This window comes from Arthrobacter vasquezii (assembly GCF_029455255.1).
GTDB lineage: Bacteria > Actinomycetota > Actinomycetes > Actinomycetales > Micrococcaceae > Arthrobacter_D > Arthrobacter_D parietis.
The window spans coordinates 60,436-79,377 of sequence record NZ_JAROKN010000006.1 but is presented as its reverse complement, the minus strand read 5'-3'; the positions used below and the strand labels follow the sequence as shown (position 1 = coordinate 79,377).

Genomic DNA, 18,942 nt, shown 5'->3' with positions numbered 1-18,942 from the left:
TTAGTGCTGAAGGCGTTTGTGCCGGTAGCGTTTTAGCTGACTGAGCTGATCCAGCAATTTCGCATGCTTTTCCATAAGCTCCACAAGGAGAGTCAATGACTGAGCACAACGGCGCCTCACTCCAGTATGACGGAGGAAGCCTGAGCCTCCCGCTGATCCAAGCGGCAGAGGGCAACCACGGGTACGATGTCTCGAAGCTGCTCAAGCAGACCGGTGCCGTTACCTTCGATCCCGGTTTCATGAACACCGCGGCCACCACCTCAGCAATCACGTACATCGACGGCGATCAGGGCATCCTGCGCTACCGCGGCTACCCCATCGACCAGCTCGCCCAGCATTCGAGTTTCCTTGAGGTTTCCTACCTGCTCATCTATGGGAACCTGCCAACACCGACTGAGCTCGCCGCCTTCGATAACCGCATCCGCAGGCACACGCTCCTCCACGAGGAGCTCAAGGGCTTCTTCGGCGGATTCCCACGGGACGCCCACCCCATGCCGGTGCTGTCCTCAGCTGTCTCGGCGCTGTCCACGTTCTACCAGGACTCCCTGGACCCGTTCGACGATGAGCAGGTGGAGCTGTCCACGTTCCGCCTGATGGCGAAGCTGCCGGTCATTGCCGCGTACGCGCACAAGAAGTCCATCGGCCAGCCGATGCTGTACCCGGACAACTCCATGAACCTAGTGGAGAACTTCATGCGTTTGTGCTTCGGCCTCCCTGCCGAGCCCTATGATCTCGATCCCACCATGGTTAAGGCGCTGGACCTCCTGCTGATCCTTCATGCGGACCACGAGCAAAACTGCTCCACCTCCACCGTCCGCCTGGTGGGAAGCTCGAACGCCAACATGTTCGCTTCCATTTCCGCCGGCATCAACGCGCTATTCGGCCCGCTGCATGGCGGCGCCAATGAAGCCGTCCTGAACATGCTCCGGGAGATCAAGGCCAAGGGCATGCAGCCCGAGGACTTCATGGAGAAGGTCAAGAACAAGGAAGACGGCGTGAAGCTCATGGGCTTCGGGCACCGCGTCTACAAGAACTATGATCCGCGGGCCAAAATCGTCAAGGCCACCGCCCACGACATCCTTTCAAAGCTCGGCGGCAACGACGAGCTTCTGGACATCGCAATGCGCCTCGAAGAGAAGGCCCTTGCTGATGACTACTTCATCGAACGCAAGCTCTACCCGAACGTGGACTTCTACACCGGCCTCATCTACAAGGCGATGGGCTTCCCGGAGAAAATGTTCACCGTCCTCTTCGCGATCGGACGCCTGCCGGGGTGGATCGCGCAGTGGCGCGAAATGATGCAGGATCCGCAGACCAAGATCGGCCGTCCGCGCCAGCTGTACACGGGCGCCGGGGAGCGGCACTACCCCGCACGCTAGAAGTTCCAAACGCAGTAACAGCACGACGACGGCCGGTTACCTCCGCAAGGAAGGTGACCGGCCGTCGTCGTACTTCACGTTGCCGTGGCCTTGGCTAGGAGGCGTATCCCTGCGGGTTGTTCTTCTGCCAGCGCCAGTGGTCCTCGCACATCTGGTCCAGTGACTTATGCGCGGACCACCCAAGGTCTGCCAATGCTGACGAGGGGTCCGCATAGCTGACGGCTGCGTCTCCCGGCCGCCGGGGAGCGAATTCGTAGGGGATCTCGTGGCCGGCCGCCCTGGAGAAGGCTGCGAGCACCTCAAGCACCGATGAGCCGTTACCTGTCCCCAGGTTCCAGCGGTGCACCCCGGAGTGGGAGGTGAGAAAGTTCAGGGCAGCTACGTGGCCGTCCGCGAGATCCACCACGTGGATGTAGTCGCGGACGCCCGTGCCGTCCGGGGTCGGGTAGTCATTGCCGAAGACCATGACTTTTTCGCGCCTGCCGACCGCCACCTGTGCCACGAAGGGCAGCAGGTTGTTCGGGATACCCGTTGGATCTTCGCCGATCCGCCCTGACTCATGCGCACCCACCGGATTGAAGTAACGCAGCAGCGCGATGTTCCAGCGGGCGTCGGAGGCACCGACGTCGCTCAGGATGTCCTCGATCTGCTCCTTGGTGCGCCCGTAGGGGTTGGTTGCGTCCAGCGGCATTTTCTCGATGAGGGGTACCTCTTCGGAAGCGCCATAGACGGTGGCTGAGGAGCTGAAGACCAGGGTGCGCACGTTGTGGCGGTCCATGGTGCGCAGCAGGTTCAGGGTTCCACCCACGTTGTTGTGGTAGTAGAACAGCGGCTTCTCCACTGATTCACCGACGGCCTTCAGCCCGGCGAAATGGATTACGGCCTCGACGGCCTCGGCTTCGAACACGGCGTCGAGCGCGTGCTCGTCGAGCAGATCCACCTTGCGGAAAGCCACCTCGCGGCCGGCCAGCTCCTCCACCCGCCTCAGGGCGGTTTCGCTTGAGTTGTAGAGGTTGTCCACTACGACGACGTCGTGGCCCGCCTCCAGGAGTGCAAGTGTGGTGTGCGAGCCAATGTAACCGCTTCCGCCGGTGACGAGTATCTTCATGGGTTCAAGCCTACCGACCAGCGGTATTTCGGACCTAAGTGAGTCACCAGGCTCTTGCTCTGGAGACGTTGGGGCTATCGGTCTACCCTTGGAGGATCACGCGCGAGCCGGTTCGGGTTATGCCGGCGGAGAGGCGGGGACACCGCATGCACGTCAATGGAGCGCCCTCCTGGAAAGTGGGAGCCGGTACGTCTCTGGCCATGTGCTTCGCGCTGTATCTGCGGGACTGCGCCGGCCTCGGTGTGATCGGCAAGCCTGCAGTATCGCCGGTGAAGCCCCCTGTCCGCTGCCTGAATCCGCGCCAGGTGGTCCACGCCGCCGGCGGCGTTCCTGCGCTGCGGGTGGAGTGGGAGGCCTGGTGGTACCAACTGGTTGCCGGATACGGAAACGGTACGGTACTTCCTACGCCGCCGGACTTCCCGGAGCTTGACTCCATGCCCGCCCTTCAGCGCCTCACCCACGCTCACTATGGGACCGCATTGGAATGGACGCAGGAGCGTGACGCATCCTGGTGCGAGCGCGAACAACAGCGCATGCACGACGTAGGCCAGCGGCGGTTCGGTGATCTCGTCCGGGAACGCGAACTCGAACTTGGACGGCCCGCGAGGAACTTCTCGCTCTCCGTGGTGGAGCTGCCGCTGAGCGAAGACCGGGCCTGGTATGTCGAACCGGACATGCTCATTCTGAGCGAGGACCTCTACGACGACGAAGCGACCTTCCGGAGCTATGTCCAGCCGGTGGTGGAGATCATCGCGTAGCGCCTGCTAGGCGGCGACCTCGGCAAGGGTGATCAGCACCTGCCCGGTCTCAGTTTCTGCGGTGGTCCAGCCGCCGTCGGCCCGGTTCCACTGCAGTCCCGCATGGGAGACGGAAGTGATGCCCAGTTCCTTGGCATTGGCCACCGCAAACTGTGCCGCGGCCCACCCCTCTGATCCGGAGGCGCTGGTCACGAGACCCTCTTCGGTTGCAGCTGTGGGTAGGGCTGGAAAGACGGCTGCGAAGCGTTCGGTCACCGCTGCCGCGCTGCCTGATGCAACGGGCTTACGCAGTACGCAGTTCAGCGAGGCGGGGGATTGGCCCGTCAGCGCTGAGGCGAACGCGCGCGCCTCAGGCTCGTGATCGGCATAAGCGTCCGGGTAAGCGCTGCGCTGAACGAGCTGTGCGGCCTCCGTGATGGGCAGACTCTGGTATCCCGGAACCGTGACCAGCTCATCGTAAAACGCTCCGGCTGCGTAAATGGGATCCTGCACCTGCTCCTCGGTGCCCCAGCCTTGGGACGGACGCTGCTGAAACAGTCCCCGGGAGTCCGGCCCCGCCTGGTCGCCGTAGTCCAAATTCCGCAGGCCCGATTCCTGGACGGCGGTGGCCAGCGCAATCGATACCGCGCGCGGCGGCAGGCCACGGGTCACGGCTACTCCCGCGATGGTGGATGCGTTTGCGGCCTGCTCCGGCGCCAGCTCATAGGTATCCGTACCGACGACGGCGCTGCACCGCTCACGGACCAGCACCTCAGAGGAGTTCAGTTGGCTGATGGCCAGGTAGGCTCCACCGCCGACCACCGCCGTCAACAGCGTGAGGACACCGGCTGCGCGAAGGCGGCGCCGTCGTCGGGCCTGCTTCTTGGTCTGGAGCACTCAAATCCCTAGTTGGCGTGGAGCGCAGCGTTCAGTGCGATGCCCTGCCCCGAGCGCTGCCGGGCTTCGACGACGCCGGTGGTCGAGTTGCGGATGAAGAGCACTCCGGACTGCCCCGAGAGGTCGGCAGCCTTGGCGATCGAGCCATCCGGGAGGGTCACCTTGGTTCCTGCCGTGATGTAGAGGCCGGCCTCCACCACGCAGTCGTCACCGAGGGAGATACCGATCCCGGCCTGTGCGCTCAGGAGGCAGCGCTCGCCGATGCTGATGCGTTCCTTGCCGCCGCCTGAGAGGGTACCCATGATCGAGGACCCGCCGCCGATATCGGAGCCGTTGCCCACGACGACGCCGGCGGAAATGCGTCCCTCGACCATTGAGTGGCCCAGAGTTCCCGCATTGAAGTTGACGAAACCTTCGTGCATGACGGTGGTCCCCTCGGCGAGGTGTGCGCCCAGGCGAACCCGATCGGCGTCGGCGATCCGAACGCCCGAGGGCATCACGTAATCGACCATGCGTGGGAACTTGTCCACGCCGTACACCACCACCGTGCCGCGGGAACGCAGGCGCAGGCGGGTGGTTTCGAAGTTGTTGACGGCGCACGGGCCGAAGTTTGTCCACACGACGTTCGCGAGCAGTCCGAAGAGGCCGTCGAGGTTTATGCTGTTCGGCTGGACGAGCCGGTGCGAGAGCAGGTGGAGCCGGAGGTAGGCATCCGCTGCGTCGGCGGGCGCGTCGTCGAGCGAAGACACGGTGGTGACTACTTCCTGGGTCACTCCGCGCAGCGCGTCCGGCGCTGCAATAGCCGCTAGTTCGCTGCGCAGCGCATCGGCCTCGCCTGAAGCGTCGCCAAGAACCGGCTGCGGATACCAGACATCGAGTGTCGTTCCGTCTTCAGCCAGCGTGGCCAGGCCGACGCCGAAGGCGGTCCGCGTGGAGGTCTCGGAGGGGGTCAGGGAAGCAGAAGCCGTTTCAGTCATGGCTTCCATTCTACCGAGTAGCTGTTACCGGCTCCCGCCACATCGCCCAGTACGCACGCCCGGCTTCCCACCCCTCGCTTCGCTCGGCGCGGGGCGGGAGGCCAGTACGCTGGGGATCATGACAGCTTCCGACAGCGCGCGCCTTGATCCCTTCGCCGATGTGGCTCAGCTCACCGCGGACATCATCGACATCAACAGTGTCTCGGGTAACGAACGGGCATTGGCTGAAGAGGTGGAGGGGATCCTTCGCGCGTGTTCCCACCTGGAAGTGGTCCGGGACGGTGATTCGCTGATCGGCCGCACCAACCTCGGCCGTGCCGAACGGGTCATCCTGGCCGGTCATCTCGATACTGTGCCGCTGCCGCATGTGCCAGGCTCCCGCGGTACCGTCCCGAGCACCTGGGAGGGCGAGGTTCTCTATGGACGCGGTGCCACCGACATGAAGGGCGGAGTCGCCGTCCAGTTGGCGCTTGCTGCCGCGCTGACAGAGCCGTCCCGGGACATCACCTACGTCTTTTATGACCATGAGGAAGTCGAGGCATCCCTCAGTGGACTGGGCCGGTTGGCCGAAAGGTATCCGGACTGGCTCGAGGCGGATTTCGCGGTGCTGCTCGAACCCACCAACGGCACTGTCGAAGGCGGCTGCAATGGAACGGCCCGCTTCAATGTCACGACGACGGGGCGCGCCGCCCACTCTGCACGGGCCTGGATGGGGGAGAACGCCATTCACGCAATGGCGGAGGTGCTTGTTCGGCTTCGGGACCACGAGCCGGCCACGGTATCGGTGGACGGACTGGATTTCCGGGAGAGCCTCAATGCTGTCCTGATCAGCGGTGGCACCGCGGGGAATGTCATTCCCGATCGTGCCGTTGCCGAGGTGAATTACCGGTTTGCTCCGGATAAGACCCCCGAGGACGCCGAAAAGTATGTGCGTGACCTGCTTGCTGGTTTTGAGGTGGAGCGGACGGATGCGGCAGCCGGCGCGCGCCCCGGGCTGAACCATCCAGCTGCCGCTGCCTTCGTCGCTGCAGTCGGTGGGGAGCCGAAGCCGAAGTACGGCTGGACCGACGTGGCGCGTTTCAGCGCACTCGGCATACCCGCCGTGAACTTCGGTCCCGGCGACGCGCTCCTTGCACACTCGGACGACGAACACGTCCATGCAGATGCTGTCCGCACCTGCCTCAAGGCATTAAGCGACTGGCTCGCCTAGACCTGAGGTCGAGGCGAGCCAGTTGTTCGACGGAGGAATCTGCGTTTGGTCTAACCGGCGTTAGTCGGGTCGGTCAAAAGTACTTTCTCGTTCTTGTCCTTACGGGTCTTCCCGCCCGTCCTGAAGCTCAATCGGCCGGAGAGCTTGGTGGCGAAAGTGGTCAACATGAAGTTGATGATGATAAAGATCACCGCAGCGACGATGAGGGCCTGGAAGATGTTTCCCTCGCCCGATCCCAACCGACGGGAGTAGGCGAGTAGCTCGGAGTACGTGATGATGTACCCCAGCGCTGAGTCTTTGAGGATGACGACAAACTGGCTGACTAGTGCAGGCAGCATGGCGACCAGTGCCTGTGGAACCTCGATCGAGCGCAGCGACTGACTTCTCGTCATACCGATCGCCAGTCCTGCCTCTCGCTGTCCTTTCGGGAGGTTGAACACGCCGGACCGCACGAGTTCGGCGATGACCGAACCGTTATACAGCGTGAGTCCGAGGACTACCGCAGCGAACGGCGAGTCCTGCGGACGGAGGAGGTCAAGGGTGCCGAGGAGCAACCAGAAGAAGATCATCATGAGGAGCACGGGTACTGCCCGGAAAAATTCGACGACGATTCCGCTGATCCACCGGATGACCGCAACATGGGAAAGTCGACCCAAACCGAAGATCAAACCGAAGACGATAGAGGTGACAACCGAGATAGCGGCCGCACGGAGGGTGTAGAGCAGCCCCTCGAGCAGGAAGAACCGCCAGGTGTCCCACTCCAGGAATGGAGTCCATTTTTCGGGCGCAAACTGCCCCTGAGCGGCCAGTGCCATGATCAGATAGCCGATGAGTCCGACAATCAGAACGGCACCGATGATGTTGCCGATCAGTATATTGCGACGGGACTTCGGGCCCGGCGCATCAAACAGAACCTGCTGTACGCTCATCGTGCCACCGCCAGTTTCTTCGAAGCCCAGGTTGTGAGCAGGCCGATTGGGATGACGAGAATGACGAATCCGAGCGCGAATGTGAAGAAAATTGGATAAATAACGTCGGAGCGGAACTCGATCATCTCCTTCATCACCGTTGAGGTCTCGATGGCAACTGATCCCGCTGCCGCGACCGTCGAATTCTTGATGAGCGCAATCAGTACGTTACCGAGCGGCGCAATCGCCCCTCGGAACGCCTGCGGGAGAATGATCAGGCGGGCAGCCGGCATGAAACTGAGACCTATTGCACGGGCCGCTTCAGCCTGGCCGAGGGGGACCGTGTTCACTCCGCTGCGAATAGCTTCACAAACGAAGGCTGCGTGGTAAATGGCAAGCCCGAGGATAGCGATCCGGAAGAGGCTGACATTGAGGTCTTCAGCAAGCGTGAAGCCGAGTTGGCCGAACAGGCCGAGGAACCCGAAGGCGAGGATGATCGTCAGGGGCGTGTTCCTGAAGATGTTGACGTACGCCGCGCCGAGCCATTGCAGGCTCGCGATGGGTGAGATTCGCATGAGCGCGAGAAGCGTGCCCAGCAACAGCGCCCAAACCCCAGCCCACAGGGTCAGCTGAATATTGACCCAGAATGCCCCGAGGACATCGTATTCGACCAGGAGGGACAGATAGTCCTCCATTTATTCGGCCTCCCATACATAGATGAGCGGTGGGACAGCCGGAGCCGCCCCACCGCGATGAGTGTCAATCAGACGCAGTCATCGGGCGTCGGCGGGTTCAGTTCCGAGTTCGGCTCGTAGTCAACGCCTTCAAGGTTGTTCGCCAGTGCTTCTTCCCAGGCGCCTTCTTCGATCATCTTCTCGATCGCCGCGTTGATGTCCGAGCAGAGCTCGCTCCCCTTGGTGAGGCCGACTCCGTAGCGCTCCTCCGAGAAGGTGTTGCCGACAACCTTGAAGTCGCCGCTTTCCGCATTGGCAGCGAGACCGGCAAGGATGATGTCATCGGTGGTGACGGCGTCAATAGCACCGCTCGCCATGACGGAAACGCACTCGGCGTAGCCTGGCTGCTCGACAAGGTTGACGCCGGGGTACTCTTCCTTGATCTTGGTCGCCGACGTTGATCCGGTGACTGAGCAGAGGTTCTTGCCCTCAAGATCTTCAGGACCGGAGATGTCGCTGTCCGCAGGAACCAGCAGGTCCTGACCGGCAATGAAGTATGGACCGGCGAAGTCGACGGTTTCCTTGCGGGTGTCCGTAATCGAGTACGTTGCGAAAATCATGTCAACCTGCTCGTTGGCCAGCATGTTCTCGCGGTTGGCCGAAGGGGCTTCCACCCATTCAATCTGGTCTTCGCTGTAGCCGAGCTCGCCTGCTACGTACTTGGCCACATCGACGTCGAAGCCGGTGTACTCGCCGCCCTCGTCGAAGCCGAGGCCGGGCTGATCGAACTTGATGCCAATGCGTACGGAATCAGCAGCTGCTTCGCCGGTGCCTTCTCCGCCGCCTTCAGGCTCGCCTCCGCCGCCGCAGGCGGACAGGGTGAGTGCGGCAGCCGCGGCCATCGCCAATGCGCCGTATCGTGTTTTTCGCATGATTTCTCCTCGCGTTATTTCCTGATGGGAATTCGTAGGTGGTCAGTGGGCAAGGATTTTGCCGAGGAAGTCCTTGGCGCGATCACTTTGCGGATTGGTGAAGAACTCTTCCGGGGTGGCCTGTTCAACGATCTGGCCGTCAGCCATGAAGATCACGCGGTCGGCAGCTTTGCGGGCAAAGCCCATCTCGTGGGTGACCACGATCATGGTCATCCCTTCCTTGGCCAGTGCAACCATGGCATCCAGGACCTCATTGATCATCTCCGGGTCCAGCGCGGACGTCGGTTCATCAAACAGCATCACCTTTGGCTGCATGGCGAGGGCCCGTGCAATGGCGACGCGCTGCTGCTGGCCCCCGGATAGCTGCGCGGGGAGCTTCTGTGCCTGGTTGTCCACGCCAACGCGCTTCAGCAGCGACATCGAAAGCTCTTTCGCTGCGGCGGCCTTCATCCCCTTGACCTTCACAGGGCCGAGAGAGACGTTCTCGAGGATGGACTTGTGCGCGAACAGGTTGAAGGATTGGAAGACCATGCCGACATCAGCACGGAGCTTTGCCAGGGCCTTGCCTTCTGCCGGCATTTCCTTCCCGTCGATCCGGATCTCGCCGTTGTCGATGGTTTCCAGACGGTTGATGGCGCGGCAGAGCGTGGACTTGCCTGATCCGGAGGGGCCGATCACCACCACCACCTCGCCGCGGGCAACTTCGAGGTTGATGTCCTTGAGTACATGCAGCTCACCGAAGTGCTTGTTGACGTTCTTCAAAGAGACGAGAGGCTGTGCTGACGAGTTGGACGCGGACGTTGGCGTGCTCGACTGTGTGTCACGAGTCATAGAAAGAAATGTAGCGAAGAATTCCCGACCGGCGATACAGCGGCTGGCCGAAAGTGGAAATCGTGATTCAAGAGCAACCAACGCGGAAGGGTCCCTGCGGCGGTTAGCCTTGGGTATATGAGTCCCCACAGCGGCACAAACGATCAGCACACAGGCCCTCCCGCGGCACCGGCGCGGCGTCGCGGACAGGTAGAACTCCGTCGGGACCAGGCGAGCACGGCGCAGTCCGATCAGTACCTGTTGGACTCCGATGAGGAAACCCCCTTCACCAAGACTGATCCCTGGCGGGTCCTGCGGATCCAAAGCGAATTCGTGGAAGGTTTTGGAACCCTGTCCGAATTGGGTCGGGCGATCAGCGTTTTTGGCTCCGCGCGGACTCCGAGGGATTCCCCGTACTACGCAATGGGTGAAGAAGTGGGACGGCTCCTGGTGGAAGCCGGGTACGCCGTCATCACCGGCGGCGGCCCGGGTGCAATGGAGGCTGCGAACAAGGGTGCCTGCGAGGCCGGCGGTGTTTCCGTGGGGCTCGGCATCGAACTGCCCTTCGAACAGGGCATGAACGAGTGGGTGGATCTCGGCATCAACTTCCGCTATTTTTTCGCCCGCAAGACAATGTTCGTCAAGTACGCACAGGGCTTCATTGTGTTGCCCGGAGGCTTCGGAACCCTGGATGAGCTCTTTGAAGCGATGACGCTGGTCCAGACGCAGAAGGTCACGTCCTTCCCGATCGTACTGATCGGTTCCGAGTTCTGGGGTCCGCTGTGGAACTGGGTGCGGAACACGCTGCTCGCCAACGGAATGATTTCGGAGAAGGACCTGTCACTGGTTCACCTGGTCGATGACCCGGCCGACGCCGTACGTGCCGTACTCGCTGATACAGCACGGCACACCGGGCCCTAAGCCATGACGGTTTTCCTCGTTGTGGTTGCGGTTGCGGCAGTGGGCGCCACTGCGTTCTTCGCCGTCGGGCGTGGGTGGCCCCGCGGGAGCGGGTCTTCAGGAGGAGAGCCCGGAGCCCTTCCCGGCCTGGTTGAACCGACGCCTTCCCTGCCGCCGGTCCTGCTCCCGGAACACCCGAGCGCTACGGACATCGGCAGTGTCCGCTTTTCGCTTGGGCTGCGTGGGTATCGCATGGATCAGGTGGACGAGGTCCTGGACAGTCTGGCAGCCGCCCTCGCCGAACGCGATGCTCTCATTGAAGCACTACAGGAGCAGAACCGGGAGCGCCGGTGAGCGCGGTCAGCGGCAGCGATGGCCGCCTGCGGTGCGGTTGGGCAGTGTCGAGCGCGGACTACGAGGCCTACCATGACAACGAATGGGGACGCCCGGTCACGGGCGAGGCTGCGCTCTTCGAAAGGATCAGTCTCGAAGCGTTCCAGTCCGGGCTGAGCTGGATCACTATCCTCCGCAAGCGGGAGAATTTTCGTGTGGCTTTCGCCGGATTCGAGCCGCGGAGAGTTGCCGCTTTCGATGACGACGACGTCACACGCCTCCTCGGCGATGCAGGCATTGTGCGCAACCGGGCCAAAATCCTCGCAACCATTGCGAACGCCCACGCGCTCCTCGCGTTGCCCGCGGGCACAACGCTTGGAGGAATCCTGGACGCGCACCGGCCGGCGCCGAAACCAGCGCCGCAAGCACTCACCGATGTTCCCGCCGTAGTGCCGGAGTCTGTCGCGCTTGCGAAAGAACTCCGATCCCGCGGGTTCCGCTTCGTCGGTCCCACCACCGCCTATGCCATGCAGCAGGCAACCGGATACGTCAACGACCACCTTGCGTCCTGCTGGGTGCGGAACAATTCAGCGTAGCGGTGTGATGGGCGCCGCACCTGCGATTAGCTCGGCACGCACTTCTGCGGGATAATAGGGAAAGGACGAGCGTACGGGGGAGTCTCCGCCGTGCAATGTTGACCGCGGCCTTCGTCCGGTCGCGCACCGTGGAAGGAAACTACTTAGATGGCTGCGATGAAACCCCGTACCGGTGATGGACCCATGGAGGTCACCAAAGAGGGACGCAGCCTCATCATGCGGGTTCCGATCGACGGCGGTGGACGCCTCGTCGTCGAGCTCAACGCTGAAGAAGCAGGCAAGCTCAAGGATTGCCTGCTCACGGTAACGGGTTAGAGAACCAGGGTTTTCAGGCGGAAGTTCAGGCCGGCATCTTGACGGCCATCAGGAGACCATTCCCGGCCGGCACCAGCGTGCTGACCAACTGATCGTTAGTGCGCAGCGTCTTGCCTACCTGCCGCAAGGTGTTCGTGGAGGCGTCCCGTACCGCGGGGTCGGCAACCTTGCCACCGTCAAGGGCGTCGTTGATCAGAATCAGTCCTCCGCGCTTCAACAGACGGACTGCCTGGTCAGCGTAGAGCGGAAGGTTGGCCTTGTCCGCATCGATGAAAACAAGGTCGTAGGCAGCATCGGTCAAGCGGGGAAGTACGTCGGCTGCCCGCCCGGAAATAGTCCGGGTGCGGTTCGCCGGAATTCCTGCCTCGGCATAGGCCTCGCGTGCAGCCCGAAGATGGTCTACATCCGAATCGATAGTTGTCAGCACTGAGTTCTGGCCCATGCCGCGCAGCAGGCATACGCCGGAAACACCCGCCCCGGCGCCGACTTCCACCACGGTCATCGCTTTTGACGCAGCAGCGAGTACCGTCAGAGCCGCCGCAATTCCCGTACTGACGGGGGAAACTCCGAGCTCGTGGGATCGGTCCCTCGCCCGGAGCAAAACATCATCTTCAACGGGCAGGCCTTCCGTGTAGGACCAATTCGCCTGCTTCTGCGCGCTCATGATGTTCCGTTCTGTCCAGGAGCCAAAGGGTGATCGTAGCCGTCCGGGCTACCGGACGCCGCCGCTTCCAGCCTACTGCCGATCCGGGATGGGCACCGGTAACGCCGTTTCCGGACAGCCGCGCGTCCCGGAGACTCGCGCCATTTATTCAGCGGGCTCTCAGCTACATCCGGCACCATGAATATGCAAGAGATGCGATCCGAGGCATCCAAAAGAGGCAAAGCCCCGAATACCATATGCACGCGGTTCCGGCTCTATAGGCGGGCATCGCGCACATTCAATCGAGGGCGAGAGGAGAAGGTCGATGTCTACTTCGCGCATAGTGGCACCAGCAGGGAACGCCACCACCGGAGAGCACGATCAGGAGGTATCCGACTGGGTCCCTCCAACATGGGAGGAAGTGGTCAGGGACCACTCACCAAAGGTCTACAGGCTTGCATACCGGCTGACTGGCAACAAGTATGATGCCGAGGACCTCACGCAGGAGGTTTTCGTGCGTGTCTTCCGTTCGCTTGCTAACTTCAAGCCCGGAACGCTGGACGGCTGGCTTCACCGCATCACCACCAACCTCTTCCTGGATCAGGCACGGCGCAAGAATCGCATCCGCTTCGATGGGCTTGCCGATGATGCCGAGAATCGCCTGCCCAGCACCCACCCCAGCCCGGAACGCAGCTTCGAATTCAACAACCTCGACCTCGACGTACAGGCGGCCCTTGAGGAGCTGCCGCCGGACTTCCGTGCTGCTGTTGTCCTGTGTGACCTGGAGGGACTTCCGTATGACGAAGTTGCGCGCGCGCTCGGCGTCAAGCTCGGTACTGTGCGCTCTCGGATCCACCGTGGCCGCACCATCCTTCGGGAGAAACTTGCCCACCGGGATCCCCGGCAGTCCGAATCCGCCCCACCCCGCCTCAGCCTGCCGCGCATAGCAGGTGCCCGCTAGATCCATGCGCCACCCAACCCGTTTCCTGATCGACTATGTGGCGGGCGAGCTCAGTCTGGCTCGTCAGTGCGCCGTCGAGAAGCACCTGCTTCGCTGCAACCAGTGCCACGAAGTCGTGGAGCAGGAACAGGCTATCCGCCGGCGGCTGAGGAGCACATCCACCCCGGGACCGTCCGAGGAGCTGTTCGAGCGTATTCTGCGCAGATCCACGGAGCAATCGGGTGATGTGTCTCAGCCTCGAGCTGCTGGAATTTCGGCGACTCACCTCACTCTCGATGAGAGCGTCCCCGTCGACGAGCCGTTCATGCACCGCAACCGTGCCGTCATCGCCGTGGGCAGCGCACTCGCCGTCGCCGCAGTAGCAACGCTCACGGCCGCGTACGCGCTTGGATCGGAGGTGAACGCCGGTGACCTGACGGCTGCAGGCGGTTCAGCGTCGGTGACGGAAAGCTTCCAGACCGTGGCAACAGCCGCGCCGGCCACTTTGACCTCCACGCAGATTGACCAGCTGCGTGACGACGGCTGGTTCTGTCCCGAGTTGCAGACGCTCGGTTTCGATCTCGTCCGCGCTGAAGCGCTTGAGATCGAAGGCAGGCCCACCCTGCAGTTGGAACTCTCCGACGGAAGCCATTCCCTGACCATTTACGAACAGCGCGGCGGGACCGAGGGCATGGAGGCCGCTCCGGTCAATGCGGCAACCGGCAACACCGTCGAAGAGGATGGATTCGAGGAGATCGGCGGGGCAGAACAGACGGTTTGGCTGCATCCGGGTCGCGCGTGGCAGCTTGTGATCGATTCCGGTTCCGCCACGTACACAGTGGTCTCCACCCTGCCCGTCGCCGACATGCCGCGTGCGGTCAGCCAGTTGATGTTCAATGAACACTCCCAGCTGGCCTATTCACGCCCGGATGCACCGAGCGACCCCCTGAGCCGCATCCTCCGCGGGCTTGGGAAGCTGGCGCAGCCGGCGCCGTGACGTAAATAGATTCAGGGTTGTCCTGCAGGTAGGCTTCGAAGGTGTTTGGAATCAACGGATACGAGTTCCTTCTTTTGGCGCTCATCGCTGTCATCGTCCTTGGTCCCGAACGGCTGCCCGAATACGCTTCCCAACTTGCGCAATTGGTCAAGGGGCTGCGCCGGATGGCCACCGGAGCCCGCGAACAACTTCGTGAAGAAGTAGGCACCGAATTCGACGACGTCGACTGGCGCAAGCTCGACCCACGCCAGTATGATCCGCGGCGCATCATCAAGGAGGCCCTTCTTGATGACATCGAAGACGCCATCAAACCCGTCAGTGAAAACGGCTCGAAACCCCAGTCCCGCTCAATCGCAGCTTCATCCGGAGCAACGGCGAACGGTGCAGCTTCAGTCAACTCGCCGGAGGGCACCGCACCGGCGCAGACTCCGGTCAGCTCCCCACGCCTGAGCGCCGGTCAGGCCGCCCCTTATGATCACGAGGCCACTTGAAGCGCTCCCCAGGGAATTTTTGCGTCGTCGAACGGCTCAGGTTCCCTTAGGAGTAACCTTCAGCAGTTTCTCGCTCAACCCGCGGGGCCGCACGGCCAGGGCAGAAGCAATCCGGTTCAACTCCTCTGACGCTCCGGTACCCCGTGCCAGAACCACGGGCTGCCCCTTGTCCCCGCCCTCCCTCAACGCAGGTTCAAGCGGGATACTGCCGAGAAGAGCGACGTCATACCCGACCGTCGTGGTGAGTCGGCGCGCAAGCTCGGCGCCGCCGCCGCTGCCGAACACCTCCATACGCTCACCGGAGGGAAGCTCGAGCCATGACATGTTCTCGACGACCCCCGCAACCTTCTGCCCAGTCTGCACGGCCATGGAGCCCGCCCGTTCTGCGACGTCCGCAGCCGCGGACTGGGGAGTCGTGACGATCAGAAGTTCGGCGTCAGGAAGTAGTTGCGCCACGGAGATAGCGATGTCGCCTGTCCCGGGCGGCAGGTCCAGGAACAGAACATCAAGATCACCGAAATACACATCCTGCAGGAACTGCTCCAGAGCACGGTGCAGCATGGGTCCACGCCATGCAACAGCCTGGTTTCCGGCGACGAACATGCCGATCGAGATTGCCTTGACCCCATACGCCACCGGAGGCAGGATCATCTCGTCCACCCTCGTGGGAGACTGGCTGATCCCCATCAGTCCCGGTACCGAGAATCCGTAGACGTCCGCATCCACGATTCCGACCCGAAGGCCCCGCGCAGCCATCGCCGTCGCAAGGTTCACCGTAACGCTCGACTTGCCAACTCCGCCCTTGCCGCTTGCAACGGCAAGAACCCGCGTGAGCGAGCCCGGCTCATTGAAAGGGATCCCACGTTTCGCTCCGGGGCCGCGCAGCCGCTCTTTCAGCGCGTCGCGCTGGTCCTGGGTCATCACGGCCAACTCCACCGATACTCCGGTGACGCCGGGCAGTCCACCAACCGCGGCTTCGACATCCCGGGTAATTGTGTCGCGAAGCGGACATCCCGCGATGGTGAGCAGGACGCGTATGGTGATGGCGCCGTCGTCGTGCGTTGTAATGCCCTCCACCATGCCCAGCTCGGTGATAGGACGCCGAAGCTCCGGATCAAGAACCTTCCCCAGCGCAGCGAGGACCGCAGATTCCTGCGTCACTGCCGGTCCTTGCGCACCGGCGGCACCTGGGGGAGGGAAACGGTGGCGTCGGAGACCCTGCGTTTGGACCTGCGCTGGGGCGGTGCATCCTGCCCGTCTGCTGACTCGAGCAGTTCTTCCATGACCGAGCGCAGCTCGGATCTGACGAAGTCCCGTGTGGCTACCTCGCGCAGGGCGATGCGCAGTTCCGCAATTTCCCGCGTGAGATATTCAGTGTCCGAGAGGTTGCGCTCCGCGCGCTGCCGGTCCTGCTGCAGCGAGACGCGGTCGCGGTCATCCTGGCGGTTCTGGGCCAGCAACAGGAGCGGAGCGGCGTAGGAGGCCTGGAGGGACAACATCAGCGTGAGCAGCGTGAAGCCGATCGCTGCGCTGTCGAATCTCCAGTCCTCGGGAGCCCAGCTGTTCCAGGCCAGCCACACGGCGACGAACACCGTCATGTAAAAGAGGAACTGCGGCGTGCCCATGAATCGCGCGAAGTTCTCGGTTGCACTTCCGAATGCGTCAGGGTTGGGGCGCAGCCTGGGCAGCAACCGGGCGCGGCTTTCGCGCGGTGTGTCCAGGCCGCTCGTGGTCGCAGTTCTGGTTCTCTCAGCCATTTGTGCCTCCCCGCGTCAGGTCAGGCGTGACATCCTGGGCACGCCAGTCTTCGGGGAGCAGGTGATCCAGAACGTCGTCAACGGTCACCGCCCCCACCAATCGGCCATCGCCGTTGACAATCGGCAATGAGTTCAGGTTATAGGTTGCGAGAATCCGGGAAACCTCGCTGATATTCGCCTGGTCGCTGACGGGCTCCAGATCGGTATCGACGATATTGCCCAGGGGCTCCGGCGGAGGATAACGCAACAGCTGCTGGATGTGAACCACGCCGAGGTAACGGCCGGTCGGAGTTTCCAGCGGCGGGCGGCAGACGAAGATGGAGGACGCCAGCGCCGGTGTCAGCTCCTCCCGGCGCACGTGCGCCAGAGCCTCGGCAACGGTGGCTTCCGGAGGCAGGATGACCGGGACGGGCGTCATGAGGGATCCCGCAGTGTCCTCTTCGTACTGCAGGAGGCGGCGGACGTCCTTCGCGTCATCCGGCTCCATAAGCTGAAGCAGCTCCTCTTTCTGATCCTCCGGCAGTTCATTCAGGAGGTCGGCGGCGTCGTCAGGATCCATTTCTCCCAGTACGTCGGCCGCCCGTTCCCGGTCGAGCGACGACAGAATCTGTACCTGGTCGTCGTCGGGCAGTTCCTGGAGAATGTCAGCGAGGCGCTGGTCCTGGAGCTCGCCCGCCACTTCAATGCGGCGCTTGTCGCTCATTTCATGGAGCGCGTCAGCGAAGTCTGCGGCCTTCAGGTCATCATGCTGGGCCAGGAATGTTGTTGCCGCCTGCGGCTCATCTGCAGCGCCATGGTAGGCGTCGAGCCAGTCGATGATGAGCCGCTCACCGCGGCGCAGGCCCCGAAGCCGTGACTGCGGGCCGCCGCGGCGAACGAAAATCTGGGACACGTGCCAGTCGCCGGAGCGGTCCTTCTCCATGGCGACGTCTTCAATTGTGGCTTCACCGCTGCCGTCGCGGAGTGTGATCCTGCGGTCGAACACCTCGGCGACCACGAGCCGCTCCGCGCCGCGCTGGTCAAAGCGGCGGAGATTGACCAGTCCGGTGCAGATGATCTGCCCTGCGTCGATGGACGTGACGCGTGTCATTGGCACGAAGACGCGCTTTTTCCCGGGAACCTCGACCACCAGGCCCACCACCTGCGGCACAACCGCTGGTCCGCGGTCCAGCACGACGGCGTCACGAAGGCGCCCGAGACGGTCTCCGAGCGGGTCGAAAACGTCCAGGCCCAGTAGGCGTGCCACGAATACGCGCGTTGGGTTGCTGCTCACATCCTCAAGGCTACTGCCGTTGCGGCACCAGAGCCGTATCGCGTGACAGCCCGCACAGCGCAGCGCCGGGAGAAGTTCACCGCGAGCGATACGGCGACACGGTGGGAGGTATCTAGGCAACAATGAAAGTATGTCAAACGTTTTTGGACGAACTGCCTCACGCGATGAGGGCCGTACGCTGCCGAAGGGCGAGACCATTGGCCGGTACGACTCCTATCTGGATGCGCAGAAGGCGGTGGACTACCTAGCAGACAGCAAGTTCCCGGTGCAGCAGGTTTCGATCATCGGCAATGACCTCAAGACCGTGGAACGCGTGACCGGACGGCTCAGCTACCCGCGGGTTGCACTCGCCAGCGCAGCGACCGGCGCGTGGTTTGGCCTGTTCGTCGGTTTTATCCTGACGCTTTTCGGCGGGGACTCGACGTACCTGCCGATCCTGTCCTCCATGGCGCTCGGCGCCGTTTTCTGGGTGCTGTTCGGCGTGATCGCCTATGCGTTCCAGCGGGGTAAGCGTGACTTCACCTCCACCAGCCAGGTTGTGGCCACCAGCTACGACGTTCTCGTCGATCCCGCCGTTGCAGGCGAAGCGCGGCGGATGCTCCAGCAGCTTCCCATGAACTCGCGTCCACAGGGAGGTGCGGGCGTGTCCTCTCAGCCGTGGGGGACGCCGCCTCAACACAATCAGCACCCGCAGCAGGGCCAGCCGCCGGTCCAGCGTCCGGAGGGCTGGAGCCAGCCGCCGGCCCAGCCGCCGCATGTGCAGGCACCGGAGACCGCGAACGGCGCCACGTCCGCTGAAACGTCCGAATCCGCTGAAGGCGGCGAGGAACAGCAGGCCGCCAACAAACGCTCCACCCGCGGCCAGTTCCCCGATCTGCCGGACGGCAGGCCGCAGTACGGAGTGCGCGTGGAGTCCCAGCCCGTCAAGGAGCAGCCTGAGCAGCCTGAGCAGGCCGAGCCTGCCGTGCAGGACGCGCAGCCACAGGAATCCCGCAAGGAATAGCTGGAATGCGTCGCGTGAAAACCCGGCGCTTACGAACAAGGAAGGCGGACAGCTACGGCTGT

The 18,942-nt window shown here is 62.9% G+C and carries 22 protein-coding genes; 11 read left to right on the top strand and 11 right to left on the bottom strand.

Annotated elements, in window-relative coordinates; translation table 11 throughout:
• The first annotated feature begins 95 nt into the window (after positions 1–95).
• Positions 96–1,379, top strand: a complete 1,284-nt coding sequence (locus tag P4U43_RS04540) for a citrate synthase (RefSeq protein ID WP_277357655.1) — start codon at positions 96–98, stop codon at positions 1,377–1,379.
• Positions 1,380–1,473: 94 nt separating this feature from the next.
• Here P4U43_RS04540 and galE read toward each other — a convergent pair whose 3' ends face one another.
• Complete coding sequence (galE, locus tag P4U43_RS04535) at positions 1,474–2,487, bottom strand: UDP-glucose 4-epimerase GalE (RefSeq protein WP_277357654.1); 1,014 nt, start codon at positions 2,485–2,487, stop codon at positions 1,474–1,476.
• Positions 2,488–2,633: 146 nt separating this feature from the next.
• Between galE and P4U43_RS04530 the strand changes: the two genes are divergently transcribed.
• A complete protein-coding gene (locus tag P4U43_RS04530) occupies positions 2,634–3,245 on the top strand; it encodes a hypothetical protein (RefSeq protein ID WP_277357653.1) in 612 nt (203 codons plus the stop codon).
• Positions 3,246–3,251: 6 nt separating this feature from the next.
• Here P4U43_RS04530 and P4U43_RS04525 read toward each other — a convergent pair whose 3' ends face one another.
• The gene (locus P4U43_RS04525) at positions 3,252–4,121 is read right to left on the bottom strand and encodes a hypothetical protein (protein ID WP_056544339.1); all 870 of its coding nucleotides are present in this window, start codon (positions 4,119–4,121) and stop codon (positions 3,252–3,254) included.
• Positions 4,122–4,129: 8 nt separating this feature from the next.
• Complete coding sequence (dapD, locus tag P4U43_RS04520) at positions 4,130–5,098, bottom strand: 2,3,4,5-tetrahydropyridine-2,6-dicarboxylate N-succinyltransferase (RefSeq protein ID WP_277357652.1); 969 nt, start codon at positions 5,096–5,098, stop codon at positions 4,130–4,132.
• 118 nt (positions 5,099–5,216) lie between these two features.
• Here dapD and dapE point away from each other — a divergent pair, with 118 nt between their 5' ends.
• Positions 5,217–6,308 (top strand): succinyl-diaminopimelate desuccinylase, encoded by a 1,092-nt coding sequence (gene dapE, locus P4U43_RS04515; protein ID WP_277357651.1) that lies wholly within the window; start codon positions 5,217–5,219, stop codon positions 6,306–6,308.
• Between the two features lie 50 nt (positions 6,309–6,358).
• Here the strand turns inward: dapE and P4U43_RS04510 are convergent, their stop codons facing one another.
• The 4 genes from P4U43_RS04510 to P4U43_RS04495 all read right to left on the bottom strand — a co-directional run bounded on the left by P4U43_RS04510 (position 6,359) and on the right by P4U43_RS04495 (position 9,653).
• Entirely contained in the window at positions 6,359–7,237 is an 879-nt protein-coding gene (locus tag P4U43_RS04510) for an amino acid ABC transporter permease (RefSeq protein ID WP_277357650.1), read from the bottom strand.
• The gene (locus tag P4U43_RS04505; RefSeq protein WP_277357649.1) at positions 7,234–7,911 is read right to left on the bottom strand and encodes an amino acid ABC transporter permease; all 678 of its coding nucleotides are present in this window, start codon (positions 7,909–7,911) and stop codon (positions 7,234–7,236) included. The genes P4U43_RS04510 and P4U43_RS04505 overlap by 4 nt, the downstream gene beginning before the upstream one ends.
• A 68-nt stretch (positions 7,912–7,979) precedes the next feature.
• Positions 7,980–8,822, bottom strand: a complete 843-nt coding sequence (locus P4U43_RS04500; RefSeq protein WP_277357648.1) for a glutamate ABC transporter substrate-binding protein — start codon at positions 8,820–8,822, stop codon at positions 7,980–7,982.
• Positions 8,823–8,864: 42 nt separating this feature from the next.
• Positions 8,865–9,653, bottom strand: coding sequence for an amino acid ABC transporter ATP-binding protein (locus tag P4U43_RS04495; protein ID WP_277357647.1), 789 nt, complete (start codon positions 9,651–9,653; stop codon positions 8,865–8,867).
• A gap of 117 nt (positions 9,654–9,770) precedes the next feature.
• Here P4U43_RS04495 and P4U43_RS04490 point away from each other — a divergent pair, with 117 nt between their 5' ends.
• The 4 genes from P4U43_RS04490 (at position 9,771) to P4U43_RS04475 (ending at position 11,776) form a co-directional block, all read left to right on the top strand.
• Positions 9,771–10,553 (top strand): LOG family protein, encoded by a 783-nt coding sequence (locus P4U43_RS04490; RefSeq protein ID WP_277357646.1) that lies wholly within the window; start codon positions 9,771–9,773, stop codon positions 10,551–10,553.
• Between the two features lie 3 nt (positions 10,554–10,556).
• On the top strand, positions 10,557–10,886 hold the full coding sequence (locus tag P4U43_RS04485; protein ID WP_277357645.1) for a DivIVA domain-containing protein: 330 nt from the start codon (positions 10,557–10,559) through the stop codon (positions 10,884–10,886).
• A complete protein-coding gene (locus tag P4U43_RS04480; RefSeq protein ID WP_277357644.1) occupies positions 10,883–11,461 on the top strand; it encodes a DNA-3-methyladenine glycosylase I in 579 nt (192 codons plus the stop codon). The genes P4U43_RS04485 and P4U43_RS04480 overlap by 4 nt, the downstream gene beginning before the upstream one ends.
• Before the next feature lie 147 nt (positions 11,462–11,608).
• Positions 11,609–11,776 carry a DUF3117 domain-containing protein gene (locus tag P4U43_RS04475; RefSeq protein ID WP_081737717.1) on the top strand — a complete coding sequence of 56 codons (168 nt, stop codon included), beginning with the start codon at positions 11,609–11,611 and terminating at the stop codon, positions 11,774–11,776.
• Between the two features lie 25 nt (positions 11,777–11,801).
• Here the strand turns inward: P4U43_RS04475 and P4U43_RS04470 are convergent, their stop codons facing one another.
• Positions 11,802–12,440, bottom strand: coding sequence for an O-methyltransferase (locus P4U43_RS04470; RefSeq protein WP_277357643.1), 639 nt, complete (start codon positions 12,438–12,440; stop codon positions 11,802–11,804).
• 304 nt (positions 12,441–12,744) lie between these two features.
• Between P4U43_RS04470 and sigE the strand changes: the two genes are divergently transcribed.
• Genes sigE through P4U43_RS04455 form a run of 3 tightly spaced genes read left to right on the top strand, consistent with a single transcriptional unit; the run spans position 12,745 to position 14,847 of the window.
• Positions 12,745–13,380, top strand: coding sequence for an RNA polymerase sigma factor SigE (sigE, locus tag P4U43_RS04465; protein WP_277357642.1), 636 nt, complete (start codon positions 12,745–12,747; stop codon positions 13,378–13,380).
• Positions 13,381–13,384: 4 nt separating this feature from the next.
• The gene (locus P4U43_RS04460) at positions 13,385–14,356 is read left to right on the top strand and encodes an anti-sigma factor family protein (RefSeq protein WP_277357641.1); all 972 of its coding nucleotides are present in this window, start codon (positions 13,385–13,387) and stop codon (positions 14,354–14,356) included.
• A gap of 41 nt (positions 14,357–14,397) precedes the next feature.
• On the top strand, positions 14,398–14,847 hold the full coding sequence (locus tag P4U43_RS04455) for a Sec-independent protein translocase family protein (protein WP_277357640.1): 450 nt from the start codon (positions 14,398–14,400) through the stop codon (positions 14,845–14,847).
• A gap of 36 nt (positions 14,848–14,883) precedes the next feature.
• Here the strand turns inward: P4U43_RS04455 and P4U43_RS04450 are convergent, their stop codons facing one another.
• Genes P4U43_RS04450 through P4U43_RS04440 form a run of 3 tightly spaced genes read right to left on the bottom strand, consistent with a single transcriptional unit; the run spans position 14,884 to position 17,877 of the window.
• The gene (locus P4U43_RS04450; RefSeq protein WP_277357639.1) at positions 14,884–16,008 is read right to left on the bottom strand and encodes an Mrp/NBP35 family ATP-binding protein; all 1,125 of its coding nucleotides are present in this window, start codon (positions 16,006–16,008) and stop codon (positions 14,884–14,886) included.
• On the bottom strand, positions 16,005–16,604 hold the full coding sequence (locus tag P4U43_RS04445; protein WP_277357638.1) for a DUF1003 domain-containing protein: 600 nt from the start codon (positions 16,602–16,604) through the stop codon (positions 16,005–16,007). The genes P4U43_RS04450 and P4U43_RS04445 overlap by 4 nt, the downstream gene beginning before the upstream one ends.
• On the bottom strand, positions 16,597–17,877 hold the full coding sequence (locus P4U43_RS04440; protein WP_277357637.1) for a magnesium transporter MgtE N-terminal domain-containing protein: 1,281 nt from the start codon (positions 17,875–17,877) through the stop codon (positions 16,597–16,599). Before P4U43_RS04440 ends, P4U43_RS04445 begins: the two co-directional genes overlap by 8 nt.
• 130 nt (positions 17,878–18,007) lie before the next feature.
• Between P4U43_RS04440 and P4U43_RS04435 the strand changes: the two genes are divergently transcribed.
• Positions 18,008–18,880: a general stress protein gene (locus P4U43_RS04435; RefSeq protein WP_277357636.1), complete on the top strand. Its 873-nt coding sequence runs from the start codon at positions 18,008–18,010 to the stop codon at positions 18,878–18,880.
• Positions 18,881–18,942 lie beyond the last annotated feature (62 nt).